A 17942-nucleotide genomic window follows, 5' to 3' on the forward strand; every position below is an offset into this window, starting at 1 on the left:
TACCGGATCAAGGAAAGCTGTGCGAATGGGTGATTTAGCCAAAGAAGTTCTGCCAGTCAACATTGAAGACGAGCTGAAACAGTCCTACCTCGACTACGCCATGAGCGTAATCGTTGGCCGAGCTCTGCCGGATGTGCGTGACGGCCTGAAACCGGTTCATCGGCGTGTATTGTTCGCCATGAACGAACTGAACAATGACTGGAACAAGCCGTATAAGAAGTCGGCGCGTGTCGTTGGTGATGTTATCGGTAAATACCACCCGCACGGTGACAGTGCGGTGTATGACACCATCGTGCGTATGGCGCAGGACTTCTCCATGCGCTACATGCTGGTGGATGGCCAGGGGAACTTCGGTTCCGTCGATGGCGACTCGGCGGCGGCCATGCGTTATACCGAGATCCGAATGGCCAAGATCTCCCATGAGCTGCTGGCCGACCTGGACAAGGAAACGGTGGATTTCGTCGACAACTACGACGGCACCGAAAAAATCCCGGCCGTTCTGCCGACTCGAGTTCCGAACCTGCTGGTCAATGGTTCGGCCGGTATCGCCGTCGGTATGGCGACCAATATTCCGCCGCATAACCTGGGTGAAGTGGTACAGGGCTGTCTCGCCCTGATCGATAACCCGGACATCAGCATCGATGAGTTGATGGAGTCGATTCCGGGGCCGGACTTCCCGACCGGTGGCATCATCAATGGCCGTGCCGGCATCCTGCAAGCCTACCGTACCGGTCGTGGCCGCATCTACGTGCGTGCCCGTCACCACGTCGAAGAGCATCCCAAGACCGGCCGTCCGGTGCTGGTGATCACCGAGATCCCGTATCAGCTCAACAAGGCCCGCCTGATCGAAAAGATCGCGGACCTGGTCAAAGAGAAAAAGATCGAGGGTATCAGCGAGCTGCGTGACGAGTCCGACAAGGACGGCATGCGCATCGTGATCGAGCTGCGCCGCGGTGAAGTGCCTGAGGTGGTGATCAACAACCTCTTCGCCCAAACCCAGCTGCAGAGTGTCTTCGGTATCAACATGGTGGCGCTGGTCGACGGCCAGCCGAAGATTCTGGACCTGAAAACCATCCTCGAATGCTTCGTGCGTCACCGCCGTGAAGTGGTGACCCGCCGTACCATTTACGAACTGCGCAAGGCGCGTGAACGCGGTCATGTGCTGGAAGGTCTGGCAATCGCGCTGGCCAACATCGATCCGGTCATCGAACTGATCAAGCAGTCGCCGACCCCGGCAGAAGCCAAGGAACGTTTGATCTCTACCGCCTGGGCGCCGGGTAACGTCACCGATATGCTGGAACGTGCCGGTGAAACGGCCTGCCGTCCGGAAGATCTGGAGCCGCAGTATGGCCTGCGCGACGGTCACTACTACCTGTCGCCGGTACAGGCGCAGGCGATTCTGGATCTGCGTCTGCACCGCCTGACTGGCCTGGAACACGAGAAGCTGATCGCTGAATACCGTGAGCTGCTGGAAAAGATCGCTGAGCTGCTGCACATTCTGGGCTCCTACGAGCGCCTGATGGAAGTGATCCGTGAAGAGCTGGAAACGCTGGTGGCCGAGTATGCCGATGAGCGTCGCACCGAGATCCAGGCGTCCATGCAGGACCTGACTGTAGCCGATCTGATCACCGAAGAAGACATGGTGGTGACAATCTCCCATGCCGGCTACGCCAAGACTCAGCCGCTGACCGACTATCAGGCCCAGCGCCGTGGCGGCAAGGGCAAGTCGGCGACCGCGATGAAGGATGAAGACTTCATCGAGCATCTGCTGATCGCCAATACCCACGATACCGTGCTCTGCTTCACCAATATGGGCAAGGTGTACTGGCTGAAAGTGTATGAGATCCCGCCAGCTAGCCGTGCCTCCCGCGGCCGTCCGGTGATCAACATCCTGCCGCTTGCAGAAGACGAAAGCATCAGCACCATCCTGCCGGTGAAAGAGTTCGATCCCGAACGCTTCATTTTCATGGCGACTGCCAACGGTACGGTGAAGAAGACCCCGCTGGATGCCTTCTCGCGTCCGCGCAGCACCGGTCTGATTGCGCTGGATATCGTGGACGGTGACCGTTTGATCGGCGCCACTCTGACCAGCGGTCAGGACGATGTCATGCTGGTGACCAGTGCCGGCAAGGCGATCCGCTTCAACGAGGACGATGTGCGTGCCATGGGGCGTACTGCGCGCGGTGTGCGCGGCGTGAAGATGGATGAGGATGCGCGGGTGATCTCGCTGATCGTGCCTCAGGAAGGCGGTGAAGTACTGACCGCATCCGAGCACGGTTACGGCAAGAAGACTCGTGTCGACGAATTCCCGTTGCGTGGCCGTGGTGGCCAGGGTGTCATCGCCATGCAGTGCACCGATCGCAATGGCCAGCTGGCCGGTGCGGTGCAGGTGTTCGAAGGCGACGATGTCATGCTGATCAGTGACCGGGGCACTCTGGTGCGTACCCGTAGCGGCGAAATCTCCAGCCTGGGCCGTAATACACAGGGCGTGATGCTGATCCGTCTGGCGGACGAAGAAGCGCTGGTCGGTATTGCACGTATCGAAGAGCCTGAGGAGGTCGAAGGCGAAGCCGATGCTGCTGATGAGAGTGTCACTGAATCGACGGCAACCGGCGAGTCCGATACGGCCGCTGACGCGCCGGCAGCAGACGCTGACGACGAATAATTTCCGTATATAGTGTGGAAGCAAAAACAGATATGACGCGCAAATTCAATTTCAGTGCAGGTCCCGCGGCGTTGCCGGAAGAGGTCCTGCTGCAGGCTCAGGCAGAACTGCTGGATTGGCATGGCGAGGGACTCTCCATCATGGAGATGAGTCACCGCAGTGCCGAGTATGTCGGTGTGGCCGAGCAGGCCGAACAGGACCTGCGCGACCTGATGGGCATCCCGAGCAACTACAAGGTGCTCTTCCTGCAGGGCGGTGCCACCGCCCAGTTCGCCATGGTGCCGATGAACCTGCTGCGCGGTGCCGCCTCGGCCGACTATATCAACACCGGCATCTGGTCGAAGAAGGCGATCAAGGAAGCCCAGCGCTACGGTGGTGTCAACATCGCCGCCAGCGTCGAGGCCAACAACTTTACCTCGGCACCGGGTCAGTCCGAACTGCAGCTGGATCCCAATGCGGCCTACCTGCACTACACCACCAATGAAACCATCGGTGGCGTCGAGTTCGATTACATCCCCGACAGCGGCAATGTGCCGCTGGTCGCGGACATGTCTTCCGACATCCTGTCGGCACCGATCGACGTCAGCCGCTTTGGTCTGATCTACGCGGGTGCGCAGAAGAACATCGGACCGGCCGGCCTGACCGTGGTGATCGTGCGTGAAGACCTGATCGGCCAGACCCTGGCCGGTACGCCGAGCATGTACGACTACAAGATCCACGCCGATGCCGATTCCATGAACAATACCCCGCCGACCTTCGGCTGGTACCTGGCCGGTCTGGTATTCCAGTGGCTCAAGCGTCAGGGCGGTGTTGAAGCCATTGCCGAGGTGAATCGTCGCAAGGCGGCCAAGCTGTACGCGGCGATTGATGGCAGTGACTTCTACGGCAACCCGGTGGCGATCAACAACCGTTCGATCATGAACGTACCGTTTACCCTGGCGGATACAGCTCTGGAGAATCGCTTCCTTGAGCTGGCCGAGGCCGAGGGACTGATGAACCTGAAGGGGCATCGTTCCGTGGGCGGCATGCGTGCCAGCATCTACAACGCCGTGCCGGAAGCGGCCGTGGATGCCCTGATCGACTTCATGCAGCGATTCGAGAAAGAGCAGGCCTGATCAATGAGTGTGAACCAACCGCCGGCGGGGGATGCGCAGGAAGCGGAGCTGCGGGTTCTGCGCGATCAGATCGACAGTGTCGACCGCCAGATCCATCAGTTGCTCAACGACCGGGCGCGCCTGGCGCAGCAGGTTGCAGAGGTGAAGGAACGCTATCGTCAGGGCGAAGAAACCCCGGTGTTCTACCGCCCCGAGCGTGAAGCCCAGGTGCTGCGTGCCGTGATGGCGCGCAACGAAGGGCCGTTGGCGGATGCCACTGTCGGACGGTTGTTCCGCGAGGTGATGTCGGTCTGCCTGGCGCTGGAGGAACCGCTTAAGGTGGTATTCCTCGGACCCGAAGGCACCTTTACTCAGCAGGCGGCACAGAAGCACTTTGGTCAGGCGGCCGAGTGCCATGCACTGGACAGTCTTGAGCAGGTGTTCACGGCGGTCGAGCAGGGCGAAGCGCACTACGCAGTGGTACCGATCGAGAGTGAGGATGCGGGGCTGATCCGGCATACACTGGATCTTTTCCGCCGCTTCAATCTGCATATTTGTGGCGAGGTGGAGCTGACGCCGGAGGCGGCGTCCAGCCAGCTGAACCGATGCCCGCGCTATCTGGTGGTCGGCCGTGACGCCATCGGACCGAGCGGCGAAGACAAGACCTCTCTGTTGCTGATCTGCGGCGATGAACCGGGTGCGCTGCATGATCTGCTGGCTCCTTTCCACCGTCGCAAGATCAGCCTCACCCGTCTGGAGACTCGCAGCAGCGGGCAGCATGACTGGAAAACGCTGTTCTATATTGATTTTGAAGGGCATGTCAGTGACGACAGGGTTGCTGAACTGATGGTCGAGCTGAATGACCTGCAGGTGGAGGTCAAGCATCTGGGCTCCTACCCGAAAGCCGTATTGTAAGTCTTACACGATCAGAAGGACGCCAACACATGTCATGTGATTTTATGGCACTGGCAACACCCGGCGTGCAGGGACTGCATCCCTATGAAGCCGGCAAGCCGGTGGAGGAGCTGGAGCGCGAACTGGGCATCAGCAATATCGTCAAGCTGGCCAGCAACGAGAACCCGCTGGGACCGAGCGGTCGAGCAATGGCAGCAGCACAAGCCGCGCTGGCCGACGCGACCCGCTACCCGGACAGCAACGGCTTCGGCCTCAAGCGTGCCCTGCAACGACACTACGGGCTCGCGGCCAACCAGCTGACGCTGGGCAATGGTTCCAATGATGTGCTGGAACTCATTGCGCGCGCCTTCCTAAACCCTGGTGACGAGGTGGTCTTCTCCGAGTACGCCTTTGCCGTTTATCCAATCGTTACCCAGGCGTGTAGTGCCACAGCAGTGGTCACCCCGGCCCGCGATTATGGCCATAACCTGCAGGCGATGGCCGAAGCGATCACGGAGCGGACGCGGCTGCTGTTTATCGCCAACCCGAACAACCCCACCGGTACCGCGCTGATGCGCGATGAACTGGTGGCTTTCCTCGATACAGTACCCGAGCAGGTGATCGTCGTACTCGACGAGGCTTACACCGAGTATGTGGATCAGGCTGACTTCCCCGATGGGCTGGAGCTGCTGCCGCGCTATCCGAATCTGATCGTGACACGGACCTTCTCCAAGGCTTGGGGATTAGCGGGCCTGAGGGTCGGCTTTGCCGCCGCCAACCCGGTGATCACCGACCTGCTGAACCGGGTGCGTCAGCCGTTTAATGTGTCTCACCTGGCCCTTGCAGCCGCGGAAGCGGTGCTGGCTGACAGTGACTACCTGCAGCGCAGCGTCGAGCTGAACCGTGCCGGCATGCAGCAGCTCGAAGAGGGACTCAAGCTGCAGGGTCTGGGCTTCATCCCGTCCTTTGGCAACTTCATCACCGTCGATGTGGCGCGCCCGGCTCAGCCGGTATTCGAAGCGTTGCTGCGTGAAGGCGTGATTGTCCGCCCGCTGGGGCCCTATCGCATGCCGCAGCATCTACGTATCAGCATCGGCCTGCCGGAAGAGAATGATCGCTTCCTGAGGGCGCTGCGACAGGTGCTCGCGTGCTGAACTATAGCCCCGCCTCGCAATACCGACTCGAACGCGTCCTCATCATCGGCCTGGGCCTCATCGGAGGTTCCCTGGCCAAGGCACTGAAAACCCGTTCCTGTGTCGGTGAGGTCGTGGGCGCTGATCGCAGTCAGGATGAATGCCGTCTGGGACTGCAATTGGGCGTAATCGACCGGGTCGCTGAAGATCTGCCCACCGAGGTCTCAGCAGCCGATCTGATCGTGCTGGCGGTGCCGGTCAAGGCGATGGAAACCGTACTGGAGCAGATACGTCCGCACCTGAGACTGCAGACCCTGGTGACCGATGTCGGCAGTACCAAGGGCAACCTGGTCCAGGCGGCACGGCGTATTTTTGGTCATTTGCCGGGCACTTTCATTCCGGGCCATCCGATTGCCGGGGCCGAGAAAAGTGGTGTGCGCGCCTCGGATGCTGACCTGTTCGAGCACCATAAGGTCATTCTGACCCCGCTGCCGGAAACCGACCCCAACGCCACGCTTGAACTGGCGCGCCTGTGGCAGGCCGTTGGTGCCGAAGTGCTGCAGATGGACGTCGGCCGGCATGACGAAGTCCTGGCGGCGACCAGCCACCTGCCGCACCTGTTGGCCTTTTCACTGGTTGATACGCTGGCGCGGGAGGAGGAGAACCTGGACATCTTCCGCTATGCCGCCGGTGGCTTTCGCGACTTCACGCGCATCGCGGCCAGCGACCCTACCATGTGGCACGATATCTGTATCGCCAACCGTGATGCCATTCTGGCGCAGATCGATCGTTACACCGCCGGTGTGACGCGTTTGCGCGGTGCCATTGAGCAGGGTGACAGCGAAGGCATGCTGGGGATATTCACCCGGGCCAAGGCAGCGCGAGACCACTTTACTCGCCTGTTGAACAAGGCGGCCTATTCATCGAATGATCATATGCGAGCGGTAAACTTGCGCGCCCGTGGTGGTGCTGAACTCAGTGGTGAGTTCAGTTTGCCTGGTGACAAGTCGATTTCGCATCGGGCCATTATTCTGGCGGCGATCGCGGAAGGTGTTACTGACATCAGCGGTTTTCTGGAGAACGAGGACAGCCTTGCAACCCTGCAGGCCCTGCGCGATATGGGGGTGGTCATCGAAGGACCGCACCAGGGCCAGGTGAGGGTGTTTGGTGTGGGGCTGCAGGGTCTCAAGCCGCCGCCCGGGCCGCTGTACCTGGGGCATTCGGCTACGGCGATGCGTTTGTTGGCCGGTGTGCTGGCGGCTCAGCCTTTCGACACCGAGCTGTTCGGCGACGAGGCCTTGTGCCACCGTGACATGACCCGGGTTGCCGAGCCGCTGCGCCAGATGGGCGCGCTGATCGAAACCGGTGAGAGCGGTGGGGCTCCGCTACGCATCACCGGTGGACAGCGGTTACAGGGGATCGATTACCAATTGCCGGTGCCCAGTGCGCAGGTCAAGTCGTCGCTGTTGCTGGCAGGCCTCTGGGCCGAGGGCAACACCTGTATTCGGGAGCCGGTGGCCACACGCGATCACACGGAACGTATGCTGGCCGCGCTGGGAGCGGGGGTTGCGCATACTGATACCAGCGTCACGTTGGCGCCGGGTGGAACATTGCGAGCCGCTGATATCCAGGTGCCGGGTGATATCTCCTGGGCCACCCTGTTCATGCTGGTGGCCGGAGCCGAACACAGCTGCGGATCTTACCGACTGCGTTCGGTCGGCACCAATCCCAGCCGTATCGGGGCTCTGCAGGTGCTGCAGCGGATGGGCGCCGATATTCGGCAGGAGCATAGCCGTGACCAGTTGGGCGAACCAGTCGCGGACCTGGTAGTGACAGCGGGGCAGAGGCTCAAGGGAATCGATGCCGATACCCGGTTGCTGGTATCGGCGGTAGATGAGCTGCCACTGCTGCTGGTCGCGGCGGGTGTGGCTGAGGGCGAGAGCTGCTTCAGCGGTCTGGCCCGGCTTAAGCACAAGGAAGATGACCCGGTACAGAAAACCGTGGCCATGCTGTCCGACCTTGGCGTCCGGGTTGAGCAGGACGCAGACTGCATCCGGGTAACCGGTGGTGGGCTGAAGGGTGGCAGCATCGAGGCCAAAGGCAGTTTGCGGCTGACCATGGCGGCACTGGCCGCCGGGCTGTGCTGCGCCGAAACCGTAACAGTGACCCAGAGTGGAGCTCTGCTGGCGGCCTATCCCGACTTTGTCGAGCAGGCACAGCGGGTGGGTTTGAACGTTCATAAGGAGGAGGACTGATGTCCATCCAGGAGAAACAGGTGGCGGTCATCACGGTTGATGGCCCCAGTGGATCAGGTAAGGGCACTATCTGTCAGTTGCTGGCGAAAGAGCTTGGTTGGCATCTGCTCGATAGCGGGGCGCTTTATCGCCTGACCGCACTGGCTGCGCGTCACCATGGCGTCGAGCTGGATGACGTTGAGGCGTTGGAGGTGCTGGCTGCGCATCTGGATGTGCAGTTCAAGGCTTCTGACAACGGCAAGGGCGTACAGATCGTACTGGAAGGTGAAGAAGTGACCCATGCCATCCGCAATGAGCGGGTTGGCGAGGATGCTTCTGTTATCGCGGCGCTGGGGCCGGTGCGCGAAGCGCTGCTCAATCGCCAGCGTGACTTTGCAGGCGCGCCGGGGCTGGTTGCCGATGGTCGCGATATGGGCACTGTTGTCTTCCCGTCTGCGGAATTGAAGATCTACCTGGATGCCAGTGCTGAGGAGCGTGCGCAGCGACGTTATAAGCAGTTGATTAGCAAGGAACCCGGTGCTAGCCTTGATGATATATTGAACGATATAAAGGCCCGTGACGCGCGTGACATGAATCGTGCCGTTGCGCCGCTTAAGCCAGCGCCAGATGCAGTGAGGCTTGACACCACGACGATGACGATTGATGAGGTGTTGCAGGCCGTGCTGGATGAAGCCAGACACAGAGGGCTGCGTTGATGTAGCCAAACTTGGGAAGGAACGGTAATGAGCGAAAGTTTTGCGGAGCTGTTTGAAGAGAGTTTGAAAGAGCTGGACATGGCGCCCGGATCGATTGTGACGGGCACGGTGGTGGCGATTGATAATGACTTTGTGATCGTCAATGCAGGACTCAAGTCGGAGGGCGTTATTCCTCTGGAACAGTTCCGTGATGACAAGGGTGAATGCAATCTTCAAATCGGCGACGAAGTACGAGTCGCCCTGGAATCCCTTGAAGATGGCTTTGGCTCGACCGTTTTGTCCCGTGAGCGCGCCAAGCGAATCGAAGCCTGGGCGGTGCTCGAAGAAGCCTACGAAGCCGGCAGCACTGTGCATGGCCATATCGTTGGCCGTGTCCGTGGTGGCTTGACCGTCAACGTAAATGGCCTGAATGCCTTCCTTCCCGGTTCGCTTGTCGATATCCGCCCGTTGCGCGACACCTCCCATCTCGAAGGCCAGGAGCTGGAACTGCGTATCGTCAAGCTGGATGCCCGCAGCAATAACCTGGTGGTGTCCCGTCGTGCCGTGCTTGAAGAAGCTTACAGCCAGGAGCGTGAAAAGCTGCTGGAGAAAATGGAAGAAGGCCTGGTAACCAAGGGTATCGTCAAGAACCTGACGGATTACGGCGCTTTCATCGACTTGGGCGGCATCGACGGCCTGCTGCATATCACCGATATTGCCTGGAAGCGGGTCAAGCATCCGAGTGAAGTGCTCAATGTTGGTGACGAAATTGATGTCAAAGTGCTGAAATACGATGCCGAGCGCAAGCGTGTTTCCCTGGGCCTCAAGCAGTTGCAGGAAGACCCCTGGAACAAGCTGACGTCCGAGTATACGGTGGGCAGCCGGGTCAAGGCGAAGGTGAGCAACCTGACCGACTATGGCTGTTTTGCCGAAATCGCCCCGGGCATCGAAGGTCTGGTCCATGTCTCTGAAATGGATTGGACCAATAAGAACATCCACCCCTCCAAGGTAGTACAGGTTGGCGATGAGGTCGAAGTCATGATCCTCGATATCGACCAGCAGCGTCGCCGCATCTCGCTGGGGATGAAGCAATGTCAGGCCAACCCCTGGGAACAGTTTGCCAGCCAGCATGCCAAGGGCGATGTACTCAAGGGACGGGTCCGCTCGATCACCGACTTCGGTGTGTTTATCGGCCTGGATGGCGGTATCGATGGCCTGGTGCACCTCTCCGATCTGTCCTGGGATCTGCCCGGGGAAGAGGCGATGAAAGACTACAACAAGGGGGATGAGGTCGAGGCCCTGGTGCTGTCCGTAGATCCTGAGCGTGAGCGTATCGCGCTGGGTATCAAGCAGCTGAACTCGGATCCTTTTGCGCAGTATGCCGACCAGCATCCCAAGGGCAGCATCGTGACCGGTATCATTCAGGAGGTAAACCCGCGCCAGGCAACCATCGCACTGGCAGAGGGTGTGGATGCCATCCTCAAGGTTTCTGAACTGTCTGAAGCACATGTGGCTGACCTGACCACTGAACTCAAGGCCGGTGATGAGCTGGAAGCCGCCGTATTGAGTGTGGACCGTCGTAATCGAGCGCTGAATCTCTCTGTTCGTCAGATGGAACGGGCGCAGGTGAAACAGGCGATGAAGGCGGTGCAGGAGCAGCCCAGCCAGGAACAGGGGCCGACCACCATTGGTGACCTGATCAAGCAGCAGATGAAAAAGCAGGACTCCTGATTCCCCATCGCTCTAGTCTGAGGCCCTGCCGTTGCGGGGCCTTCGGTCTGAACCGGAGGTGTTATGACCAAGTCAGAGTTAATCGAGCGTTTGATTGATGCCCACCCCGAATTATCGGTCAAGGATGTGGAGCTGGCTGTCAAGACCATGCTTGACCATATGACCGATGCGCTGTCGACAGGCGAGCGTATTGAAATTCGCGGTTTCGGCAGCTTCTCGTTACACTATCGTGCTCCCCGGATGGGACGTAATCCCAAAACGGGCGAAGCCGTTCCCCTGGTGGCCAAATATGTTCCGCACTTCAAGCCCGGTAAGGAGCTGCGTGACCAGGTGAACGAAGGGCTTAAAGCCGGCTATTGAGTTCCCTGTCATAATAATGCCGGTCAACTGCAGAGGAAGAACGCGTGAACTGGCTGAAAAAACTGATTCTGACCCTGCTGGCGCTGATCGTGATCGGCATCGGCATTCTGTTTACCATCCACAATACTCAACCGGTGAGCATCGATCTGGTGTTCTTCGCCTCGCCGGAAGCCAGCCTGTCCCTCTGGCTCATCGCTGTCTTCGTGCTGGGGGGGATCTGCGGCATGTTGCTGAGCAGCCTGACGCTGCTGGCGTTGAAAACCCGCCTCCGATCGGCTCGGCGCAAGGAGCAGGCGTTCCGCAAGGAGCTTGACCAGTTGCGTACGGCCGGCCTGAAAAACTCCAACTGAAATGTTGTCTGACTACCTGCTGATTGTTCCACTGTTTCTGGCAGTGGGCGCCGGCTGGTGGCTGGGTCGAAGCCAGGTGCTGAACCGCCAAGCGGCAGAGCTCTCGGCAGCCGACCTGAGCAAGGAGTACTTCAACGGGCTTGATCATCTGATCAATGAAAACACCGATGAAGCGATCGAAAGTTTCATTCGCGCACTGGAGATCAACTCTGATACGATTCCGGCGCACCTGACTCTGGCCAAGCTGTTCCGGCGCAAGGGCGAGGTTGATCGGGCAGTAAGCATTCATCAGAAGCTGTTGGCCCGGCCGGACTTGCCACCAGCGGACTTCCTGCGTATCCAGATGGCACTGGCCCGTGACTATGATGCCCTGGGGTTGCTCGACCGGGCAGAAAACCTGTTGCTGGATATTATTCAGCAAGCGACTGAAGCGAATGCTCGCCGTAAGGCCCTGCTGCTGTTGATCAAGCTCTATGAAAAAGAGCGTGAATGGCAGCAGGCGCTGGATACGGCGCATCAGCTTCAGACCGCTGATCTGGCCGAAGCCCAGCATGAGTTGGCCCATTATTGCTGCGAACGGGCAGAGGTGGTACTGCGTGAGGGCGATTCCGGGGCCGCTGAGCAATATCTGCGTCAGGCGCTTGCCTATGACAGTGCCTGCTGTCGTGCCAGCCTGATCAGGGCCCGGATGCTGATGGCGCAGTCACGCTGGCGCCCGGCGATCAAGGCATTGAAACAGGTTCTGCAGCAGAACGCGCTGTTGGTGCCTGAAACCATTGCCCCTCTGGCCGAATGTTACCAGGCGCTGGAAGCGGAAGATGAATTCGAGGCCTATCTGCGCAAATGCCTGCAGGAGGCCCCGTCGGCAACGGTCCTTAAGGCCCTGGCGGAGATAATCTGGCAGCATAAGGATGTTTATGCGGCAGGCAAATTTCTCACGGAAGAACTGAAAAAGCGTCCCTCGATCAGGGGCTTCAATCGCCTGATCGACATGCATATCGACTATGGTTCCCGCAGTGCTCGGCAGAGCCTCAGTGTTTTGCGTGGACTGACCGGGCAGCTGGAACAGAGTAAACCCATTTATCAATGTAACCATTGCGGTTTTGCCGGACGGACACTGCATTGGCAGTGCCCTTCCTGCAAGCAGTGGGGTACGACCGGCCCGATACAGGGCCTTGAAGGCGAGTAAGAGATTTTTAAACATGACCACCGATACCAACCGAATCATTGTTGCTCTCGATTATCCGGATCAGGAGGCTGCCCTGCAGATGGCCCGGCAGCTGGACCCGGCGCTGTGCCGGGTTAAAGTGGGCAAGGAGCTGTTTACCCGTTGTGGGCCTGCGGTGGTTGAAGCGCTGCATCGCCTGGGGTTCGAGGTCTTTCTGGACCTGAAATTCCATGACATTCCCAACACCACGGCGCGTGCCGTGCGCGCGGCGGCAGAAATGGGTGTCTGGATGGTCAATGTGCACGCTTCGGGTGGGCGCCGCATGATGGAGGCGGCACGCGAGCAGCTGGAGCAAATGCGGGATAACCGGACCCTGCTGATCGCGGTGACTGTGCTGACCAGCATGGAGCGTGCCGATCTGGCCGAGATTGGCCTGGATCTGGACCCGATGGAGCAGGTCGTGCGTCTGGCCAAACTGACCCAGTCATCCGGGCTGGATGGCGTGGTCTGTTCAGCCCAGGAGGTCGCTGCGATTCGGGCCGCCATTGAACAGCCGTTCGCGCTGGTGACCCCGGGTATCCGTCCGGCTGATGCCGAGCAGGGCGATCAGCGTCGTATCATGACACCGACCGAAGCGATCGAGACCGGCAGCGATTACCTGGTGATCGGTCGACCGATTACTCAGGCGCAGACCCCGTCTGATGTCGCAGCACGTATACAGCAGGACGTTGCGGCAGCACTTCTGGCACGCCAGAACTGATCAGGATCAAGCGCAGGCCGAACAGGTCTTCAGCTTCGGCACTGCGCTGCCTATGATGATAGGCGCTGGTCAAGGATGGCTGGCATTCCCCTCATAGACGAAAGGAAGCGATCATGATGAAACGTCTGCTGGGCAGCGTGCTGCTCTCCTCTACCCTGTTGTTTTCCCCCTTGTCGCTGGCGGCCGAGCCGGTGGATATCAATACCGCCAGTGCGGCCCAGATTGCATCTGCGCTTAATGGCATAGGACCGGCAAAAGCGGAAGCCATCGTGGCCTACCGTGAAGCCAATGGTCCATTCATTGCGGTTGAGCAGCTGAGCGATGTGAAAGGCATAGGGCCTGCGACAGTTACAAAGAACAGGGACTTGATTCTGTTGCAGTCGGGTGGTGCGGAGTAAGACGGTCAGCCAAGGGCCGGCATCTGCCGGCCCTTCTTTTTAGTGCTTATCCCGCTTGCAGGGCAAATGCCAGTGCAACCGGGATTACCAGCAGGCTGCTGATGTTGCCCAACAATACAATCGATGCGACCTGATGCGGTTCCTGGTTGTAACGCTCCGCCATCATGTAGTTGAGTACCGCCGGCGGCAGGGCACCGAACATCAACAGGTAGCTGAACTGCAGTGGCTCAAGTTGCAGTAACGGCTGCAGGGCCAGCGCGACGATCACGCCGCTGACCGGCGCCAGCAGACTTCCCCAGAGACCAATTTTCCAGTTGGAGAAGTCGACGCTGGTCATACGGACCCCCAGCGCGAACAGCATCAGTGGAATGGCGATCTGACCCAGCATGTCAATCGGTACCAGCACCACATTGGGCAGCGTCCAGTCAAAGCTGCTGACCAGCAAACCGGCAATGGTGGCGATGATCATCGGCATGCGCAGCACGTTGAACGGGTTGGTGCGGTGGTCGAGCATGTAGATGCCGACCGTGAAATGCAGCAGATTTTCCACCAGAAACAACACTACGGCGGCCGGCAGGGCCTGCTCTCCGAACGCCAGCACCAGCAGCGGGATACCCAGATTGCCGCTGTTGTTGAACATCATTGGCGGCAGGAAAGTCTTCATCTGGACACCGATCAGGCGGCACAGTGGCCAGATCAGCAGGCCTGAGCCGAGTACGACGACTGCAGCGCCGATGGCGAGGTTGGAATAGGTCGGTAAATCAAAGGATTTGGCCGACATGACCGAGAAGATCAGCGCCGGGCAGAAAACATCAATGTTGATGCGGTTGGCGATCGCCATATCGGTGTGTCGGGATTTGGCATAGAAAAAACCGACGCTAACGATGGCAACCAGAGGGAAAACCGTGAGAAAAATGCGTTCCATTAGCGCGAGTGAAGTGCTGTCCATGAAAGTTCCTTTGGCTGGCCCGGTGGGGCCAGCCCGCCCTTCGGGTCAGAGATAGTCTTTACCGGTTGGCACGACATACACGGGAACTTTGGCGTAGCGAATAACCTGATTTGCCGTGTGGCTGTGATGACCGAACCGGTTTTCAGCGCCCATGATGATAACATCCGCGCCCAGTATTTCAGCCTGTTCGAGAATAACATCGGCATGAGCGCCTTCTGCAACAACCGGCGTGATGTCGGGGGTTCCGTTGGCCGGCAGTGCCGCCAGTTCGTCAGCAATGAACTTGTCGACGCGTACACGCATCTGATCGAGGACCTTGTGGATGCCTTCTTCATGCATTCGCTGGATCATGTCCTCGGGCAGGTAGTTGCGGATCAGCGCGTGTCCCATCTCGCCGACCGGTTCGATCACATGCAGCATCTGAATATGCGCGCCGGTCAGGCGTGCCAGTTGTACTGCATGACGAAAAACCGGGCGGGAGTAGTCGTCCAGCAGCGTGGTGTACAGAATGGTGTTGATATCAGGTAGCGACATGGTGGGCCTCCTCGCAAGGCTTGGGTTGTGAACAACGATCAAGCAGATACACCACTGAGCGGTATTCGATGCCGCTGTGATGACTCAGTCCGATCTCGCAGGTACGGCTGGTAGAATAGCCACCGCTGCAGTGCTGGACCTGGGATTTCAGGGTGCGTAAGGCATTTGCATTCAACTCGGGGGTCGAGAACCCCTTGTCACCAGCAAAACCACAGCAGGTGATCTGATCGGGGATAACGACGTCTGTGCTGCAGGCGCTGAGGATACGCTTGAGTGCGCCATCCAGTCCCTGGCGCTGGCTGCTGCAGGTGATATGCAGAGCCACCGTCTCAGCGACAGGCGTGACCTCGAGCCTGGGCAACACAAAGCGATCAAGGAACTCGATACTGTCATAGAGCTGCAGTTCTGCTGGCAGGCCTTCCTGCAGCCGCAAACTGCACGGGCTGGTATCCGAATAGATCGGAATACGACCTCTGTCACTGGCCTTAAGCAGCTGGCTGGCCAGCTCGCTTCGCTTGTGCTCGGCAGCCGTGAACATGCCTTTCGACTGGAACGGCATGCCGCAACACAGGCTTTCCAGGGCGTCTGGGAGGATGACTTCGAAACCGGCTTTTTGCAGCAAATGGATGGTTTTGTCCGCCAGTGAGACCAGCTCTTCGCTGCCGCGCATGGGCCCCATGGTGCGGCTGGCGCAGCTGGGCAGATAGACGACCCTGTCGCCAACCCGGGGGCTGGAAGGGGTTGGCGTGGCCGGCGTGCTGGCAGCGGTCGGCATGGCAGGTGTCCACTGCTGTACCCGGTTGCCGCTAAGCTTGCGGACTCCCCCGGTCAGTGCGCTCATGCGGTCACTGCCCAATAGTCGGTGAGTGGTGTCGGCGACCTTAAACAGGGCGCGGCTGGCTTTCATCGCGCCGCCGTAGTGCTCGGCGAGCCAGTTGGCGAGGTTCTCGCGATGCTCATGATTATGGTGACGAATCAGCCGGGTCAGGTCGCCGGTATTGATGCCTACCGGGCAGCTGGTCGAGCAGAGCCCGCAGGCGGCACAGGTCTCGTCACCCTGATAGGCATAGTCCTTTTTCAGCTGCTGCAAGCGCTCGGGGTTGTCGCCCGAGCGTTCCAGCTCGCTGATTTCGCGCCAGAGTACGATGCGCTGGCGAGGCGTCAACGTCAGATCCCGTGACGGGCACACCGGTTCGCAGAAGCCGCATTCAATGCATTTATCCACCAGTGGGTCGGCAGCGGGCATTGGCTTGAGGTTTTTCAGATGTACCTTGGCATCCTCATTGAGGATAACGCCCGGATTCAAGATGCCCGCCGGGTCCAGCAGGGACTTGATCTCGCGCATCAGTCGATAGGCGTCCTGCCCCCATTCCAGCTCCACATAGGGCGCCATGTTTCGCCCGGTGCCGTGTTCGGCCTTGAGAGAGCCGCCATAACGGTTGACGACCAGGTCCGCCACGTCATCCATCAGGCCTTCATAGCGGCGCAGGGCATCTTCGGTTTCGAACGACTGGGTGAATACAAAATGCAGATTGCCTTCGAGAGCATGGCCGAAGATCAGGGCCTCAGGATAGTCCCAGCGAACGAACAGCTCGTGCAGATCGGCAACGGCGTCGGCCAGCCGTTCGACAGGGAAGGCGACGTCCTCAATGATCACCGTGGTACCGGTCTCGCGCACGGCACCAACCGCCGGGAACAGGCCCTTGCGAATCGCCCAGTAGCGAGCGCACTCCTCTGGATCGGTACTGAACTGGTATGGCTGACTGGTCTGCAGGTGAGCAATGCTGGCGCTGATGGCGTCGATCTGCTGTTGCAGCTCGGCTTCATTCTCGGCGCGGGTTTCGATCAGCAGGGCGGCGGCATCCTCCGGCAATGAGCGGATGAAGTCGGGCATGCCGGGTTTGTCCTCAACCGAATGCAGTCCGGCCCGATCCATCAGCTCGACTGCTGCAACCGGTGTGGACTTGAGCAGGGCGACTGCTTCACAGGTGGTACGGACGCGATCAAAAAATACCAGTGCCGATGCCTTGTGGGGGTGATCGGGTACGGTGTTGTAGGTGATGGCGGAGATGAAGCCGAGGGTGCCTTCCGAGCCGATCATCAGGTGCTGCAGGATGTCGATCGGGTCATCGAAATCGACCAGGGCATTGAGCGCATAGCCGGTCGTATTCTTGAGCCGGTATTTGTGCTCGATCTTCTGCCTGAGCTCGCTATTGGAGCGGGTCAGCTTGGCCAGCGAGTCCAGGCTGTCGAGCAGGGGCTGGTGCTGTTGACGGAATTGCTCTACCGATACGGGATCGGCCGTGTCCAGGACCGAGCCATCGGACAGTACCAGGCGCATGCTGTGAAGTGTTCGGTAGCTGTTCTGCGCCGTACCGCAGCACATGCCGCTGGCGTTGTTGGCGGCAATCCCCCCGATCTTGGCGGCATTGATGGATGCCGGGTCCGGACCGATCTTGCGTTGGAACGGCGCCAGGTAGCGGTTGGCATGGGCACCGATTACACCGGGCTGAAGGCGGATGGTGTCAGCGCCTTGGCTGATTTCGTAGCCCTTCCATCCGTCACCGAGCTGTACCAGAACCGAGTCGGTGATCGCCTGGCCTGACAGGCTGGTACCGGCGGCACGAAAGGTCAGCGGCAGGTCGTGTTCATGGGCCAGGCCGATAAGGCGTACGACTTCCTGTTCGCTTTCAACCCTGACCACAATCTGCGGGATCAGGCGATAAAAACTGGCATCGGTACCGTAGGCCAGGGTGCGCAACGGGTCGGTAATCAGACGCTCAGCGGGGATGAAGCTCTGCAGCTGGTCGAAAAAGGCTTGGAACTCGGATTTCATACAATCACCATAATTGGTCTTACCAATTAACCATATCGGTTTAGTGGACTTTATGGCCTCTATGCCCTGGCTGTCAATGCCAGCTTGTGGATATTAAATGCTGAGGCGCTTGTAAAATTGGTCAAACCAATTTAGTTTTTC

The 17942-nt window shown here is 59.4% G+C and carries 15 protein-coding genes; 12 read left to right on the top strand and 3 right to left on the bottom strand.

All coding sequences use genetic code 11. The features are described from left to right. Positions 1 to 25: 25 nt before the first annotated feature. From gyrA to ABD013_RS17915, 12 genes are all read left to right on the top strand, one after another. The gene (gene gyrA, locus ABD013_RS17860; RefSeq protein ID WP_343809030.1) at positions 26 to 2665 is read left to right on the top strand and encodes a DNA gyrase subunit A; all 2640 of its coding nucleotides are present in this window, start codon (positions 26 to 28) and stop codon (positions 2663 to 2665) included. 32 nt (positions 2666 to 2697) lie between these two features. Beyond that, positions 2698 to 3780 (top strand): 3-phosphoserine/phosphohydroxythreonine transaminase, encoded by a 1083-nt coding sequence (gene serC, locus ABD013_RS17865; protein ID WP_343809031.1) that lies wholly within the window; start codon positions 2698 to 2700, stop codon positions 3778 to 3780. Positions 3781 to 3783: 3 nt separating this feature from the next. Then, on the top strand, positions 3784 to 4674 hold the full coding sequence (gene pheA, locus ABD013_RS17870) for a chorismate mutase (protein WP_343809032.1): 891 nt from the start codon (positions 3784 to 3786) through the stop codon (positions 4672 to 4674). 29 nt (positions 4675 to 4703) lie between these two features. Then, a complete protein-coding gene (hisC, locus tag ABD013_RS17875) occupies positions 4704 to 5807 on the top strand; it encodes a histidinol-phosphate transaminase (protein ID WP_343809033.1) in 1104 nt (367 codons plus the stop codon). Continuing rightward, complete coding sequence (locus tag ABD013_RS17880) at positions 5801 to 8041, top strand: bifunctional prephenate dehydrogenase/3-phosphoshikimate 1-carboxyvinyltransferase (RefSeq protein WP_343809034.1); 2241 nt, start codon at positions 5801 to 5803, stop codon at positions 8039 to 8041. The genes hisC and ABD013_RS17880 overlap by 7 nt, the downstream gene beginning before the upstream one ends. Further along, entirely contained in the window at positions 8041 to 8736 is a 696-nt protein-coding gene (cmk, locus tag ABD013_RS17885) for a (d)CMP kinase (RefSeq protein ID WP_343809036.1), read from the top strand. The genes ABD013_RS17880 and cmk overlap by 1 nt, the downstream gene beginning before the upstream one ends. A gap of 27 nt (positions 8737 to 8763) precedes the next feature. After that, complete coding sequence (gene rpsA, locus ABD013_RS17890) at positions 8764 to 10446, top strand: 30S ribosomal protein S1 (protein WP_343809037.1); 1683 nt, start codon at positions 8764 to 8766, stop codon at positions 10444 to 10446. 63 nt (positions 10447 to 10509) lie between these two features. Next, entirely contained in the window at positions 10510 to 10806 is a 297-nt protein-coding gene (gene ihfB / locus ABD013_RS17895; RefSeq protein WP_343809038.1) for an integration host factor subunit beta, read from the top strand. Positions 10807 to 10850: 44 nt separating this feature from the next. After that, a complete protein-coding gene (locus ABD013_RS17900; protein WP_343809039.1) occupies positions 10851 to 11156 on the top strand; it encodes a LapA family protein in 306 nt (101 codons plus the stop codon). A gap of 1 nt (position 11157) precedes the next feature. Next, positions 11158 to 12345 carry a lipopolysaccharide assembly protein LapB gene (gene lapB, locus ABD013_RS17905; RefSeq protein ID WP_343809040.1) on the top strand — a complete coding sequence of 396 codons (1188 nt, stop codon included), beginning with the start codon at positions 11158 to 11160 and terminating at the stop codon, positions 12343 to 12345. 13 nt (positions 12346 to 12358) lie between these two features. Further along, a complete protein-coding gene (pyrF, locus tag ABD013_RS17910; RefSeq protein ID WP_343809041.1) occupies positions 12359 to 13084 on the top strand; it encodes an orotidine-5'-phosphate decarboxylase in 726 nt (241 codons plus the stop codon). A 113-nt stretch (positions 13085 to 13197) separates the two neighbouring features. Next, positions 13198 to 13482, top strand: a complete 285-nt coding sequence (locus ABD013_RS17915) for a ComEA family DNA-binding protein (protein ID WP_343809042.1) — start codon at positions 13198 to 13200, stop codon at positions 13480 to 13482. Between the two features lie 46 nt (positions 13483 to 13528). On the opposite strand, the gene ABD013_RS17920 is transcribed toward ABD013_RS17915, so the two are convergent. From ABD013_RS17920 to ABD013_RS17930, 3 genes are read right to left on the bottom strand one after another with little or no spacing between them, the layout of a single operon-like run. Next, positions 13529 to 14431, bottom strand: a complete 903-nt coding sequence (locus ABD013_RS17920; RefSeq protein ID WP_343809043.1) for an AEC family transporter — start codon at positions 14429 to 14431, stop codon at positions 13529 to 13531. Between the two features lie 45 nt (positions 14432 to 14476). Next, the gene (locus ABD013_RS17925; protein ID WP_343809044.1) at positions 14477 to 14965 is read right to left on the bottom strand and encodes a universal stress protein; all 489 of its coding nucleotides are present in this window, start codon (positions 14963 to 14965) and stop codon (positions 14477 to 14479) included. Continuing rightward, positions 14952 to 17801, bottom strand: a complete 2850-nt coding sequence (locus tag ABD013_RS17930) for an FAD-binding and (Fe-S)-binding domain-containing protein (protein WP_343809045.1) — start codon at positions 17799 to 17801, stop codon at positions 14952 to 14954. Before ABD013_RS17930 ends, ABD013_RS17925 begins: the two co-directional genes overlap by 14 nt. Positions 17802 to 17942 lie beyond the last annotated feature (141 nt).

Source organism: Marinobacterium maritimum, assembly GCF_039523155.1.
Taxonomy (GTDB): domain Bacteria; phylum Pseudomonadota; class Gammaproteobacteria; order Pseudomonadales; family Balneatricaceae; genus Marinobacterium; species Marinobacterium maritimum.

Excerpts from the sequence above, each read along its gene's own strand:
- gyrA (WP_343809030.1), top strand. The coding sequence starts at position 26 with ATGGGTGATTTAGCCAAAGAAGTTCTGCCAGTCAACATTGAAGACGAG.
- ABD013_RS17920 (WP_343809043.1), bottom strand. The coding sequence starts at position 14,431 with ATGGACAGCACTTCACTCGCGCTAATGGAACGCATTTTTCTCACGGTT.
- lapB (WP_343809040.1), top strand. The coding sequence starts at position 11,158 with ATGTTGTCTGACTACCTGCTGATTGTTCCACTGTTTCTGGCAGTGGGC.
- rpsA (WP_343809037.1), top strand. The coding sequence starts at position 8,764 with ATGAGCGAAAGTTTTGCGGAGCTGTTTGAAGAGAGTTTGAAAGAGCTG.
- pheA (WP_343809032.1), top strand. The coding sequence starts at position 3,784 with ATGAGTGTGAACCAACCGCCGGCGGGGGATGCGCAGGAAGCGGAGCTG.
- hisC (WP_343809033.1), top strand. The coding sequence starts at position 4,704 with ATGTCATGTGATTTTATGGCACTGGCAACACCCGGCGTGCAGGGACTG.
- ABD013_RS17930 (WP_343809045.1), bottom strand. The coding sequence starts at position 17,801 with ATGAAATCCGAGTTCCAAGCCTTTTTCGACCAGCTGCAGAGCTTCATC.
- serC (WP_343809031.1), top strand. The coding sequence starts at position 2,698 with ATGACGCGCAAATTCAATTTCAGTGCAGGTCCCGCGGCGTTGCCGGAA.
- ABD013_RS17915 (WP_343809042.1), top strand. The coding sequence starts at position 13,198 with ATGATGAAACGTCTGCTGGGCAGCGTGCTGCTCTCCTCTACCCTGTTG.
- ihfB (WP_343809038.1), top strand. The coding sequence starts at position 10,510 with ATGACCAAGTCAGAGTTAATCGAGCGTTTGATTGATGCCCACCCCGAA.
- pyrF (WP_343809041.1), top strand. The coding sequence starts at position 12,359 with ATGACCACCGATACCAACCGAATCATTGTTGCTCTCGATTATCCGGAT.
- cmk (WP_343809036.1), top strand. The coding sequence starts at position 8,041 with ATGTCCATCCAGGAGAAACAGGTGGCGGTCATCACGGTTGATGGCCCC.
- ABD013_RS17925 (WP_343809044.1), bottom strand. The coding sequence starts at position 14,965 with ATGTCGCTACCTGATATCAACACCATTCTGTACACCACGCTGCTGGAC.